At 70.1% G+C, this 11955-nt stretch carries 14 protein-coding genes and 1 tRNA gene; 4 read left to right on the top strand and 11 right to left on the bottom strand.

The annotated features are described in order from the left end of the window. Nucleotides 1-64: 64 nt before the first annotated feature. Nucleotides 65-757 (top strand): PAQR family membrane homeostasis protein TrhA, encoded by a 693-nt coding sequence (gene trhA, locus HW566_RS01810; protein ID WP_178014589.1) that lies wholly within the window; start codon nucleotides 65-67, stop codon nucleotides 755-757. 33 nt (nucleotides 758-790) lie between these two features. Here trhA and HW566_RS01815 read toward each other — a convergent pair whose 3' ends face one another. Beyond that, nucleotides 791-1033 (bottom strand): hypothetical protein, encoded by a 243-nt coding sequence (locus HW566_RS01815; protein ID WP_178009891.1) that lies wholly within the window; start codon nucleotides 1031-1033, stop codon nucleotides 791-793. Between the two features lie 80 nt (nucleotides 1034-1113). Here HW566_RS01815 and HW566_RS01820 point away from each other — a divergent pair, with 80 nt between their 5' ends. Then, entirely contained in the window at nucleotides 1114-1509 is a 396-nt protein-coding gene (locus tag HW566_RS01820) for a DUF4307 domain-containing protein (protein WP_178009893.1), read from the top strand. An 84-nt stretch (nucleotides 1510-1593) separates the two neighbouring features. Then, nucleotides 1594-2085: a transcription elongation factor GreA gene (greA, locus tag HW566_RS01825; RefSeq protein WP_178009895.1), complete on the top strand. Its 492-nt coding sequence runs from the start codon at nucleotides 1594-1596 to the stop codon at nucleotides 2083-2085. Between the two features lie 24 nt (nucleotides 2086-2109). Here the strand turns inward: greA and ilvA are convergent, their stop codons facing one another. The 4 genes from ilvA to HW566_RS01845 all read right to left on the bottom strand — a co-directional run bounded on the left by ilvA (nucleotide 2110) and on the right by HW566_RS01845 (nucleotide 5731). Continuing rightward, the gene (gene ilvA, locus HW566_RS01830) at nucleotides 2110-3336 is read right to left on the bottom strand and encodes a threonine ammonia-lyase (protein ID WP_178009896.1); all 1227 of its coding nucleotides are present in this window, start codon (nucleotides 3334-3336) and stop codon (nucleotides 2110-2112) included. Then, nucleotides 3333-4514 (bottom strand): AI-2E family transporter, encoded by a 1182-nt coding sequence (locus HW566_RS01835; protein WP_178009898.1) that lies wholly within the window; start codon nucleotides 4512-4514, stop codon nucleotides 3333-3335. Before HW566_RS01835 ends, ilvA begins: the two co-directional genes overlap by 4 nt. Nucleotides 4515-4563: 49 nt before the next feature. Continuing rightward, complete coding sequence (locus tag HW566_RS01840; RefSeq protein ID WP_178014591.1) at nucleotides 4564-5130, bottom strand: LemA family protein; 567 nt, start codon at nucleotides 5128-5130, stop codon at nucleotides 4564-4566. A gap of 79 nt (nucleotides 5131-5209) precedes the next feature. After that, a complete protein-coding gene (locus HW566_RS01845) occupies nucleotides 5210-5731 on the bottom strand; it encodes a MarR family winged helix-turn-helix transcriptional regulator (protein WP_178009900.1) in 522 nt (173 codons plus the stop codon). A 41-nt stretch (nucleotides 5732-5772) separates the two neighbouring features. Between HW566_RS01845 and HW566_RS01850 the strand changes: the two genes are divergently transcribed. Then, the gene (locus HW566_RS01850) at nucleotides 5773-6666 is read left to right on the top strand and encodes an EamA family transporter (RefSeq protein ID WP_178009902.1); all 894 of its coding nucleotides are present in this window, start codon (nucleotides 5773-5775) and stop codon (nucleotides 6664-6666) included. Here the strand turns inward: HW566_RS01850 and HW566_RS01855 are convergent. The 6 genes from HW566_RS01855 to eno form a co-directional block, all read right to left on the bottom strand. After that, nucleotides 6637-6709: transfer RNA gene (locus HW566_RS01855), tRNA-Leu, on the bottom strand. The two genes, HW566_RS01850 and HW566_RS01855, sit on opposite strands and share 30 nt — an antisense overlap. 140 nt (nucleotides 6710-6849) lie before the next feature. Next, entirely contained in the window at nucleotides 6850-8286 is a 1437-nt protein-coding gene (locus HW566_RS01860) for an NAD(P)/FAD-dependent oxidoreductase (protein WP_178014593.1), read from the bottom strand. A 43-nt stretch (nucleotides 8287-8329) separates the two neighbouring features. Next, nucleotides 8330-9598 (bottom strand): S8 family serine peptidase, encoded by a 1269-nt coding sequence (locus HW566_RS01865; RefSeq protein WP_178009904.1) that lies wholly within the window; start codon nucleotides 9596-9598, stop codon nucleotides 8330-8332. Further along, complete coding sequence (locus HW566_RS01870) at nucleotides 9595-10065, bottom strand: DUF501 domain-containing protein (protein ID WP_178014595.1); 471 nt, start codon at nucleotides 10063-10065, stop codon at nucleotides 9595-9597. The genes HW566_RS01865 and HW566_RS01870 overlap by 4 nt, the downstream gene beginning before the upstream one ends. Nucleotides 10066-10150: 85 nt before the next feature. After that, nucleotides 10151-10579: an FtsB family cell division protein gene (locus tag HW566_RS01875; protein ID WP_178009906.1), complete on the bottom strand. Its 429-nt coding sequence runs from the start codon at nucleotides 10577-10579 to the stop codon at nucleotides 10151-10153. Nucleotides 10580-10661: 82 nt separating this feature from the next. Continuing rightward, nucleotides 10662-11942 (bottom strand): phosphopyruvate hydratase, encoded by a 1281-nt coding sequence (gene eno / locus HW566_RS01880; RefSeq protein WP_178009908.1) that lies wholly within the window; start codon nucleotides 11940-11942, stop codon nucleotides 10662-10664. Nucleotides 11943-11955: the final 13 nt, after the last annotated feature.

Here is an 11955-nt window from a genome sequence, read left to right on the forward strand (position 1 = left end):
GGTGGCATACGGCTCGGCGTACTCTTCAAAGGTGACCCGACCCGCACCCGACGAGGGCGCCGAGATGCCCCAGCTGCCACTCCTCGACGCCGCCGCCGCGAGCGCACAGGTCGAGCTCCGCCCGACGTGGCGAGGCTGGATCCATGCCGCGACGTTCCCGGTCGCCATCGCCGCCGGCATCGTACTCATCTCCCTCGCGCAGGGCGCCCCGGCGAAGTGGGCGAGCGCGGTGTTCATGGTGACGTCGCTGCTGTTGTTCGGCAACTCGGCGCTGTACCACCGCTTCGACTGGAAGCCGCGCACCAAAGCCATCCTCAAGCGCATCGATCATGCGAACATCCTGCTGCTGATCGCCGGCACCTACACTCCACTGGCCGTCCTCGCGCTGCCCACCGACCAGTCGGTGCTGCTGCTCTCCCTCGTCTGGGGCGGGACGATCGCCGGCATCATCTTCCGCGTGTTCTGGATCCACGCGCCCCGCTGGCTCTACGTCGCCCTGTACCTCGTGCTCGGGTGGGGTGCGGTGATGTACATCGTCCCGTTGTTCCAGGCCAACGCCGCGATGATGATCCTCGTCGTCATCGGCGGCCTGCTCTACAGCGGCGGCGCCGTCGTCTACGCGCTGAAGAAGCCCAATCCGTGGCCCGGTCACTTCGGCTTCCACGAGATCTTCCACGTGTGCACGGTGCTCGCGTTCCTCTGCCACTGGACGGCGAGCCTGCTGATCGCGCTGGCCCCGGCGTACCACGCGGGCTGACCGGCTCTCCGACGCGGGACCGCAGGCTCCGACTCAGCGGGTCTCGGAGTCGTCGCCGCGTGCGGCGAGCTCCTCTTCGTCGAGCTGCTCGCGCACCTCGGCTCGGTACCGGCCGCGCCGCACGCGTCGCAGCATGTCGAGCAGCAGCAGCACGACGGCGATGGTGAGCACCACGATCGCGCCGAATCCCCACGGCCCGGGAGTGACCGACGTCGGATCCACCGTGATCTCGGGGATCGGGGTCGCCGCCGTCGTGAGCCACAGTAGGGAGTGCATCGGTTCCTCGATCTGCGCGCGGAGCGCTTAGCCTGGAACCACCAGCCTAATCCCGCCGCAACCGACCCGGAGACCTCGCCATGACCACGCAGCTCAAGCTCGACCACCGCTACGGTCGAACGCGCGAGAAGCGCTCACGGCGTCTCGTGATCACCGTGGCAGGTGTGCTCGGCGCCGGCGTCCTGGGAATGGTCGCCTGGACGACCGTCGCCGGCGCCATCGACTCGGTCGACACCGACGCGACCGGCTTCGAGGTCGTCGACGACCACGCGGTCGTGGTGTCGTTCCAGGTCAGCGGCGCCGCGGGCAAGCCGCTGGCCTGCACCCTCGAAGCCCAGGACACCGAGCACGGCGTCGTGGGATGGCAGGTCGTGGAGTATCCCGCAGCAGACGGGGTGAGCCGGGCTTTCACCGAGACCATCCCGACCGTCGCGCTCGCGACCAACGGTTTGGTCACCTCCTGCTGGATCCCGTAGGCTAGCTGTTTCTTGTGCGCCCCGGTCGGATGCCGGGGCGTTCGCCATAGGCGGCCGGTGGCCGCGCCAGTGCAAGGAGATCATATGTCGAACGACGCTCCCGTCACCTTCCTCACCCAGGACGCCTACGATCGTCTGGTCGCGGAGCTCGAGCACCTGTCGACGACCGGCCGCGAGGAGATCGCGAAGCGCATCGAGATCGCCCGCGAGGAGGGCGACCTCAAGGAGAACGGCGGCTACCACGCTGCGAAGGACGAGCAGGGCAAGCAGGAGGCGCGCATCCGCACACTGCAGCAGCTCCTCAAGGACGCGACCGTCGGCGAGGCGCCCGAATCGGACGGAACGGTGCTCTCGGGTACCGTCGTCACCGCGATCGTCGCCGGCGGCGAGGAGGTCTTCCTCCTCGGCAGCCGCGAGATCGCAGCAGGCTCCGAACTCGATGTCTACAGCGAGGCATCGCCGCTGGGCGCCGCCATCCTCGGCCTGAAGGAGGGCGAGAAGACCTCCTACACCGCGCCCAACGGACGCGAGATCCCCGTCGAGATCGTCAAAGTCGAGACCTACTCCGGCCAGTGACCTCGCGGTTCGCGCCGACGGTCGTCAATCGGAGACGACCGTCGGCGCGAACCCCGCATCCTCGAGGATCGTGATGACCTGTGCGCGGTGCTCCGCGCCCCGCGTCTCGACGCTCAGCTGCAGGATCACCTCGCTGATCTGCAGACCCTGACCGTGCCGTGTGTGCAGCACTTCGATGACGTTCGCGCCGGCGACGGACAGCAGGTCCGAGACGCGTGCCAGCTGACCCGGGCGATCGGGCAGCGGGATCTGCAGGGTCATGTAGCGGCCCGACGCCGCCAGTCCGTGCGCCACCACCCGCTGCAGCAGCAGCGGGTCGATGTTGCCTCCCGACAGCACGGCGACGGTGGGTCCCGTCGCCCGCACCTTGCCGGCGAGGATCGCGGCCACCCCGGCGGCGCCGGCGGGTTCGACGACCTGTTTCGCGCGCTCGAGCAGTACCAGGAGTGCTCGGGCGATGTCGTCGTCCGACACCGTGACCACCTCGTCGACAAGGGCGCGGATGACCTTGAACGGCTCGTCTCCGGGACGGCCCACCGCGATGCCGTCCGCGATCGTCGGTGAGGTCTCGATGGCGAGCGGCTCGCCGGCTCGCAGTGACGACGGGTAGGCAGCGGCGTTCTCGGCCTGAACGCCGACCACCCGGACGACGCGACCCTCGGCCTCGGCGCGACCCTTCACCGCCGCAGCCACACCGGCGATCAGCCCGCCGCCCCCGATGGGGATGATGAGCGTCTCGATGTCGGGGACCTGGTCGTACACCTCGAGGCCCAACGTCCCCTGACCGGTGATGACATCGGGATGGTCGAACGGATGGATGAGCACCGCTCCCGTGCGCTCGGCGAACTCCGCCGCCAGGCGCAGCGGCGTCTCGACCGTGGCACCCTCGAGCACCACGTCGGCGCCGTAGCCGCGGGTCGCGAGCAGCTTGGGCACCGGCACACCGAGCGGCATGAAGATCGTCGCGGCGATCCCGAGCTTCTGAGCGGCCAGGGCCACCCCCTGCGCGTGGTTGCCGGCCGATGCCGCCACGACGCCGCGCGCCCGTTCCTCGGCGGTCAGCCGCGAGAGTCTGTACGTGGCGCCGCGGATCTTGAACGAGCCGGTGCGCTGCAGGTTCTCGAGCTTGAGGTGCACGGGGACGCCCAGCACGTCCGAGAGGTGCTCGGAGTACTCCATCGGCGTACAGGTGACGACGCCGTTCAGCACCTCGGCGGCATCCTCGAGGTCGGCCGGACTCGGTCCGATCATGCGTTCCTCTTTCGGTCTCGGGGCACCGTGCTCCAGATCATCTCGTCGGGCCGCGGCGCCAGCCCGGTCTCCCACGAGCGTCTCGAGATGTAGAGCACGACGACGTTCACGAAGGCGGCCAGCGGCACGGCGAACAGCGCGCCGGGGATGCCGGCGATCATCGCACCACCGGCGACCACGATCACGACGGCCAGGGGATGGACCTTGACCGCCGACCCCATGAGGAGCGGCTGCAGGACGTGCCCCTCCAGCTGCTGCACGCCCAGGACCACGACCAGCATCCACAGCGCGATCCACGGACCGTTGTAGACCAGGGCGAGGAAGACCGCCAGGGCTCCCGTCACGACCGCGCCGACGAACGGGATGAACGCGCCGAGGAACACCAGGACGGCGATCGGCGCGGCCAGGGGCACCCCGAGCAGCAGGGCGCCGAGACCGATGCCCGTGGCGTCGATCGTCGCGACCAGCAGCTGCGTACGCGCATAGGTCACCACGGTGCGCCAGCCGGTCCGGCCCGCACCGTCGACGGCGGGGCGCGCCTGCCGCGGGAACAGCCGCACGACCCAGCTCCAGATGCGTCCGCCGTCGGCGAGGAGGCACAGCAGGATGAAGAGCACGAGCAGCGCGCCGGCTGCGACGTGACCGACCGTGGAGCCGATCGCGAGCGCTCCCGACAGCAGCAGCGAGGCCTGCTGCTCGAGGAACGACCAGCCCTGCACCAGAAGATCGTCGATCTGATCGGAGGTGAGGTGCAACGGTCCGTCGATGAGGTACGCCCGCAGCTGCTGCACGGCTTCGACCGTGCGTGACTGCACCGATCCCCACTGCTGGCTGATCTGCCAGATGGCGAGTGAGAGCAGGCCCGAGATGACGGCGAGGGTCGCGAGCACGCTGAGCACGATAGCGGCCCACCGCGGCACGCGGTGCTCGATCAGCCACAGGAAGCCCGGCCAGAGCAGGGCGGCCAGCAGGATCGCGACCAGGAGCGGGATGACCAGGAGCTTGAGCTGGATGACGATCCAGATCGCGACGCCGAGCGCGGCGGCCACGACGAGCAACCGCCAGGCGTAGGCCGTCGCCAGTCGCAGCCCCCGGGGAATGCCCGATGAGGTCTCGGTTGCAACGGTTCGGGTACGGAGCGCGTCGAAGAAGGATCGCCCCGGCTTGTCGTCGCTCATCCCGCCAGTCTAGAACTCCGAGCTTCGCGTCTCGTTCTCGCGGACGCGGTCAGAACTGCACGCGGGGCGGCTCGGCGATCGCGGCCCCGCCCTCGACCTCGAAGAACTCGCGCTCGGTGAATCCGAGACTGCGCGAGAACAGGTTGTTGGGGAAGACCTTGATCTTCGTGTTGAGCTCGCGGACGCCGCCGTTGTAGAAGCGGCGGGACGCCTGGATCTTGTCCTCGGTGTCGACGATGGACTGCTGCAGCTGGAGGAAGTTCTGGCTCGCCTGGAGCTGCGGATACGCCTCGGCGACGGCGAACAGCGACTTGAGCGCCTGCTGCAGGTGCCCTTCCGCTACCCCAGCTTCGGCGGGGCCGGTCGCGGAGAGCGTCTCGGCACGCGCACGCGTGACGTTCTCGAAGACCGCCTTCTCGTGTGCCGCATAGCCGCGAACGGTGTCGATGAGGTTCGGGAGAAGATCGGCTCGTCGCTTGAGCTGCACCGTGATGTCGCTCCATGCCTCGTCGACGCGCACGTTCAGCGCGACGAGCGAGTTGTACGTCGCCCACAGGTAGATGCCGATGACGGCGACCACGCCCACGATGATGACGACCGGGATGAGCCACTCCATAGCAAAGTCCCCCTTCTCCATGACCATCCTAGTCGGCGCCTCAGGAACGACTGAGGACGCGCGGGCGAACTCGCAGGGGTTACCCACGCGGCGGGCGCGCGCCGATGGGCCGTCCCGGTGATGTGCCGGTACCGACGAACCGGCGAAGCAGGCCCGCGAGGACGGTCCGCTCCTCGTCGGTGAACACCTCCAGAACCGCCTCCTCGGTGGCGAGGTGGTCGGGCAGCGCGCGGTCGATCACCTCGCGGCCGGCCGCGCTCAGGCGCACGAGCTTCCCCCTCCCGTCGCGGGGATCCGGATGCCGCGTGATGAGACCGAGCGACTCCAGCCGATTGAGACGCTGCGCGACCGCGCTCGAGCTGATCATCGCGTCGGCGGCGAGATCGGCGGGCGCGAGCTCATGGGGTGCACCCTGGCGGACGAGGGTCGCGAGGACGTCGAAGGTGGCGGCATCGATGCCGTGCCGCGCGAAGGTCTCGGCGAGCCGGGCATCGACGGCGGCGGCGGCGCGGCTGAGCCGTCCGATGACGGCCATGGGGCGTGCGTCCAGATCGGGACGCGCCGCCCGCCATTGCTCGAGGATGCGGTCGACCTGGTCCATGCATCCACCGTAGTCGCTTAGCGCTTAGCTATACTCGCTAAGTGCTTAGCTATCGTTCGGCGGTCGTCACGACCGCCCTCGCCCCCGCGATCTGGGGCACCACCTACGTGACCGCCACGACGTTCGTCGCCGGCGGGCACCCGCTGCTCACCGGGACCGTCCGCGCGCTCCCGGCTGGACTCATCCTGCTCGCCATCGCGCGCCGGCTGCCGGTCGGAGCGTGGTGGTGGCGCGCATGGGTGCTGGGAGCGCTCAACATCACGACGTTCTTCGCCTGTCTGTTCATCGCCGCCGAACGGTTGCCGGGTGGAGTCGCGGCCGTCGTGGGCGGCATTCAGCCCCTGCTGGTCGCGGTGCTCGGCTGGGTCGTGCTGAGCGAGCGGATGAACGCGGTCATCCTCGGAGCGGGTCTCGCGGGCGTCGTCGGCGTGGGGCTCATCGTCCTGCAGAGCAGCGCGGGACTGGACGGAGTCGGCATCGCAGCAGCGATCGGCGGCGCGTCCGCGATGGCCGTCGGCACGGTCCTCGCCAAGCGGTGGAGTCCGGGCCTACCGCCGCTGGCCACGACCGCCTGGCAGCTCATCGCCGGCGGCATCCTGCTCGCCGTCCTGACCGCCGTGATCGAGCCGCTGCCGTCGACAGCACCGACAGCGCCGACACTCGCCGGCTACGCCTACCTCTCGATCGTGGGCACGGCCTTCGCCTACGTGGTCTGGTTCCGCGGGCTCGCGGCGCTGCCCGCGCGGGTCCCGGCGTTCCTCGGACTCCTCAGCCCGGTCGTCGCGGTCCTGATCGGCATCCTCGCCGTGGGCGAGAGCCTGACTCCCCCGCAGACCGCGGGCATCGTCCTCGTGATCGGCTCGGTGCTCGCCGTGGCCGCAGGCTCGACGCGGCGACGACGACGGTGCCCCCGCTGGGACTCGAACCCAGACTGAAGCGATTTTAAGTCGCCTGCCTCTGCCATTGGGCTACGGGGGCCCGCTCCCACGTTACCGGCGCCGCGCGCGCCCCCGAAGCCGTGTTCCCGCCGACGCGCCCGGCGCTGTCCGACACCACGGTGGGGACGACGAAGCCCCCGACACCGATAGGTGCGGGGGCTTCGCGAGGATGAGGGAGCGTCAGCTCGCCGAGACCTTGTTGTCCTTCTCGGCGGGCGCGACGGCGGCGGCACCGGAATCCTGCGCAACGCTCTTCGGGTCGATCGGGGGCGCCTGCTTCTCGGCCTCGGGCTGAGCCGGGCGCGGGCGCGAGGCGAACTCCTCGAACGTGGCACGGGGAGTCAGCGTCGCCTGCAGCGCGACATTGTCGCGACCGAGCCAGAAGTTCATCCACCAGTCGCCGACGACGCGCCACTTGCGCTCCCACGACGGCATCGCCAGCCCGTGGTAGCCACGGTGGGCGACCCAGGCGAAGAAGCCCTTGATCGCGATCTTGCCCGACTGGAACACGCCGTTGCCGAGCCCGAGCCCGGCGACCGCTCCGAGGTTCTTGTGGATGTACTCACGGGGCGTCTCGCCGCGCAGCACTGCCACGAGGTTCTTCGCGAGGAGCTTGGCCTGGCGCACCGCGTGCTGCGCGTTGGGGACGCAGTACCCGCCCACGCCACCGCCGGTGAGGTCGGGAACGGCGGAGATGTCGCCGGCCGCCCAGGCGCCCTCGACGATCTCCTCGGGGGTGCCGACGCGCAGGTCGGCGCGGGTGCGGATCCGGCCGCGCTCTTCGACGGGCAGATCGCTGCCGCGGACGACCGTCGGGTTCGCCATGACACCCGCGGTCCAGATGATCACATCGGTCGGGATGACCTCGCCGGTCGACAGGGCGACGTTGCCGCCCTCGGCGCCCGTCACCTGCGTGTCGAGGTGCACGTTCGCGCCGCGCTTGGCGAGGTCCTTGAGCACCCACTGGCTGGTCTCGAGCGAGACCTCCGGCATGATGCGACCCATGGCCTCGATGAGGTGGAAGTGGGTGTCCTCGAAGCGGAGCTGCGGGTAGCTCTTGAGCAGCGACGACGCCATGGCGCGCAGCTCGGCGAACACCTCGATGCCGGCGAAGCCGCCGCCGACGACGACGACGGTCAGCAGGCGATCGCGCGCTGGGCCGGCCGGCAGGTTCGCCGCGCGGTCGAAATTGGTGAGGATGCGGTCACGGATCGCCATCGCCTCTTCGACCGTCTTCAGGCCGATCGCGTTGTCGGCGATGCCCGGGATCGGGAAGGTGCGCGAGACCGCACCGGCCGTCACGACGATCTGGTCGTAGCGGTGCTCCCACGGCTCGCCCTCGGCGGGCGTGAGGGTCGCGACCTTGTTGGCGTGATCGATCTTGGTGACCTTCGCGCTGACGACCTTCGTGCGCTTGAGGTGGCGGCGCAGACCGACGACGACGTGGCGCCCCTCGATCTCGCCTGCCGCGACCTCGGGCAGGAACGGCTGGTACGTCATGTAGGGCAGCGGGTCGACGATCGTCACTTCGGCCTCGCCCTTGCGGAGGTGCTTCTCGAGCTTCCACGCGGTGTAGAAGCCGGCGTAGCCGCCGCCGACGACGAGGATTTGGGGCACGGAAGTGGACACGTTCGGAAGAACTCCTTGATCGGGGGCTCGGCTAGCGCGACGCGCGGGCCGATCGGATGCGCCGGACAGCTGCGGTGACGCCGAGCGCCATCAGTATAGCCGCCACGGACGCCCCCAGGAGCGGCACCGTGCCGTAGACGAGCGTGTCGATGCTCGGGAGGAAGGGCGGCGACGGTTCCGTAGGCGCGTCTGCAGCGGGCAGCTCCGGGAGCGCGACGGCGGTGGTGGTGGGGACGGGGACCGGCTCCTGCTCGGCGCGACGATAGATGCGGATCCATTCCGACAGGTCGCCCATCGGGTTCGTCGACACCGCCGGCACCGCAGCGCTGACCGCCGCGGCTGCGTCCAGCAGGCCGTAGCCGTACAGCGGGTCCGGCTGAGCCGCGACGCCGGGCACGGCGCGGGCCGTCTTCACGATGCGGTTGATGACGTTGTTGGCGTCGAGGCCCGGATGCGCCGAACGCACCAGGGCCGCGACACCGGCCACGATCGGCGCCGCACCGCTGGTGCCGTTCCACACCACCACCCGTCCGTCCGCCGAGACACCCAGCAGCTCTTCGCTGGGGGCGGAGATGCCGATCGTGATGCCCTGCGTCGACGCCTCCTGGCTCGCGACGCCCTGCCGGTCGACCCCGCCGACGGTGAGGACGCCCGGGATCGTCGCGGGCGCTCCGACCCGGTCGGTGCCGGTCCCGCGGTTGCCCGCGGCCACGACGACGACGACGTCGTGGTCGTAGGCGTACAAGAAGGCGTCGTCCCACGAGGGGTCCCACTCGAGCAGGTTCGTCGTGAACGAGAGGTTGATGACGTCGGCGCCCTGGTCGACGGCCCACACCATGGCATCGGCGACCTGATCGGCGAACGGGATCTCGGAGTTGCCGCCGAAACCGATCGAGAGCGACAGCAGCTCGGCCTCCGGCGCCACCCCGATCATCCCGGTGTCGGGCCCGGTGCCGCGGCTGGCCGCGAGCGACCCCACCCAGCTGCCGTGGTCGCGGTCCGTCTCGCCACCCACCGGGGCGCGTCCGTCCGCGCTGCCCGCGCCGGAGAAGTCGGCACCCGCCGCGACGGCGCCGTCGAACTCCGCGGGCCCGCGGCCGATACCCGTGTCGATGACGGCGATCGTGGTGCCCGCGCCCCGCGTGGTCTCCCAGGCGGTCCGGATGCCGTAGTCGTCGAGCCAGTACTCCGCCTGTCGCGCGGGATCCGTCGGCGGCACGACGGCGCCGGCCGTCGCGGTGACGACCACCAGGACGCCGAGGGCGACGACGCGGAGCGACCGCCGTCCCCACCGCGTCACTCGGCCACCCGCGGGTGCGCGCACGAGCAACGGAGCGGCGACCAGGACGACTGCTCGAGCGCGATGTCCCCGATGGGGTTGACGCCGGGTCCGGCGGCGAGCGAATGCGCCGCAACCGCATGCAGGCACTTCACCCGCGTCGGCATCCCACCGGCGGAGATCCCCGCGATCTCCTCGACGTCGCCGTAGGCCGCACGGTCGGCGAGGTAGCTCGCGTGCGCCGAGCGGTACGCGGCCGCGACGTCCTCGTCGGCGACGAGCAGATCGCTGAGCTCGCGCATGACCTGCGTGGCCTCGAGCGCGGACATCGCCGCCGTGGCGCCCGGGTGGGTGAGGTAGTAGAAGGTCGGGAAGGGCGTTCCGTCCGGGAGCCGGGGTTCGGTGGCCACGACCGTCGGGTTGCCGCACACACACCGCGCCGCGATCCCGATGACGCCGCGCATCGGGCGCCCGAGCTGCTCGCGCATGGCCGCGAGATCGGCGTCGGTCGCAGGCGTCAGGGCGGCAGCAGTCACTCCCCCAGGCTAGCGTCCATGACTGACGAGCACCTGGTTACGGCCCCGGCGTCGCCGTTCGCGCATTGCCGCTCGTGACGATGGAGCGCACGAACTGCGACATCCAGTCGGTGCGGGTGCGCTCGACGTCTCCCGAGACCGCCGCCGGGTCGTCGGGCAGGGATGAGGCGGGCAGGTCGTCGTCGATGAGATAGACGACCTCGCCGGGGCGGACGTAGTAGAGGCGCTCGCGCGCCTGCGTCGTGATGAACGCCGGGTCCCGCCATTGCTCGCGCTCCGCCTCGAGCGCCACCACCTCGTCCTGTTCCACCCGGACCGACTCCTCGAGCGCGGCGATCTGAGCTCGCTGATCGAGATAGGTGCCCACGGACGGCACGAGCACACAGGCGGCGAGGACGACCAGCCCGAGCATGATGAACGCGAATCCCGAGAGGCGGATGCCGCCGAGCCAGGCGCGGACGTCCACCCGCCGGACACGAGGCCGAACACGAGGAGAGGGAGCCGTCGTCTTGACCACGGCTCCCCCTCTCGTCACGTTTCGGCGCAGATCAGCCCTGGAATCGCGGGAACGCCGCGCGGCCGATGAACTCCGCCGCGTCGCCCAGCTCCTCCTCGATGCGCAGAAGCTGATTGTACTTCGCCACTCGCTCGGAGCGAGCGGGCGCGCCGCTCTTGATCTGACCGGCGTTGACCGCGACGGCCAGGTCGGCGATCGTGGTGTCTTCGGTCTCGCCCGAACGGTGCGAGAGCATCGTCGTGTAGCCGGCGCGGTGCGCCACCGAGATGGCGTCGAGCGTCTCCGACAGCGTGCCGATCTGGTTGACCTTCACCAGCAGCGAGTTCGCAGCCTTGCGACGGATGCCGTCCGCCAGGCGCGCCGGGTTGGTGACGAACAGGTCGTCGCCGACGAGCTGCACCTTGTCGCCGAGCTTCTCGGTCAGCGCGGTCCAGTTGTCCCAGTCGTCCTCGGCGAGGGCATCCTCGATCGTGACGATCGGGAAGTCGTTCACCAGCTGGACGTAGTAGTCGGTCAGCTGCTCGGCGTTCCAGTCCTTGTTGTCGAGGCGGTACACGCCGTCGTTGAAGAACTCCGTCGCCGCGACGTCCAGGCCGAGGGCGATCTCGGAGCCGGGCGTGAAGCCGGCCTTCTCGATCGCCTTGACGAGGAACTCGAGGCCCTCGCGGTTGCTCGGGAGGTCCGGCGCGAAGCCGCCTTCGTCGCCGAGGCCGGTCGCGTAACCGGCGGCCTTGAGCTCGCCCTTGAGGACGTGGTAGACCTCGGTGCCCCAGCGCAGCGACTCCGAGAAGCTCTCGGCGCCGATCGGCGCGAGGAAGAACTCCTGCATGTCGATGCCGTTGTCGGCGTGCTCGCCGCCGTTGATGACGTTGAACAGCGGGACGGGCAGCAGGTGGGCGTTCGGCCCGCCGAGGTAGCGGAACAGGGGCAGGTCGGCCGAATCGGCGGCGGCCTTGGCGACGGCGAGCGAGACGCCCAGGATCGCGTTGGCGCCGGTGCGCGACTTGTTCTCGGTGCCGTCGGTCGCGATGAGGATCTCGTCGATGATGCGCTGCTCGCTCGCGTCGATGCCCTCGATCGCCGGGCCCAGCTCGTCGATGACGGCGTTCACGGCCTTCAGGACGCCCTTGCCGCTGTAGCGGCTCTTGTCGCCGTCGCGAAGCTCGTACGCCTCGAAGGCGCCGGTGGATGCGCCGGAGGGGACGGCTGCGCGCTGGACGATTCCGTCGTCGAGGAGCACCTCCACTTCGACGGTCGGGTTGCCACGCGAATCCAGAATCTCGCGTGCGCCTACAGCCTCGATCAGTGCCACAGGGGTACTCCTT

It is taken from the genome of Microbacterium oleivorans (genome assembly GCF_013389665.1).
Classification (GTDB): Bacteria; Actinomycetota; Actinomycetes; order Actinomycetales; family Microbacteriaceae; genus Microbacterium; species Microbacterium oleivorans_C.

Excerpts from the sequence above, each read along its gene's own strand:
- trhA (WP_178014589.1), top strand. The coding sequence starts at position 65 with ATGCCCCAGCTGCCACTCCTCGACGCCGCCGCCGCGAGCGCACAGGTC.
- HW566_RS01840 (WP_178014591.1), bottom strand. The coding sequence starts at position 5,130 with ATGGAGTGGCTCATCCCGGTCGTCATCATCGTGGGCGTGGTCGCCGTC.
- HW566_RS01835 (WP_178009898.1), bottom strand. The coding sequence starts at position 4,514 with ATGAGCGACGACAAGCCGGGGCGATCCTTCTTCGACGCGCTCCGTACC.
- HW566_RS01845 (WP_178009900.1), bottom strand. The coding sequence starts at position 5,731 with ATGGACCAGGTCGACCGCATCCTCGAGCAATGGCGGGCGGCGCGTCCC.
- HW566_RS01870 (WP_178014595.1), bottom strand. The coding sequence starts at position 10,065 with ATGCGCGAGCAGCTCGGGCGCCCGATGCGCGGCGTCATCGGGATCGCG.
- HW566_RS01820 (WP_178009893.1), top strand. The coding sequence starts at position 1,114 with ATGACCACGCAGCTCAAGCTCGACCACCGCTACGGTCGAACGCGCGAG.
- greA (WP_178009895.1), top strand. The coding sequence starts at position 1,594 with ATGTCGAACGACGCTCCCGTCACCTTCCTCACCCAGGACGCCTACGAT.
- ilvA (WP_178009896.1), bottom strand. The coding sequence starts at position 3,336 with ATGATCGGACCGAGTCCGGCCGACCTCGAGGATGCCGCCGAGGTGCTG.
- HW566_RS01815 (WP_178009891.1), bottom strand. The coding sequence starts at position 1,033 with ATGCACTCCCTACTGTGGCTCACGACGGCGGCGACCCCGATCCCCGAG.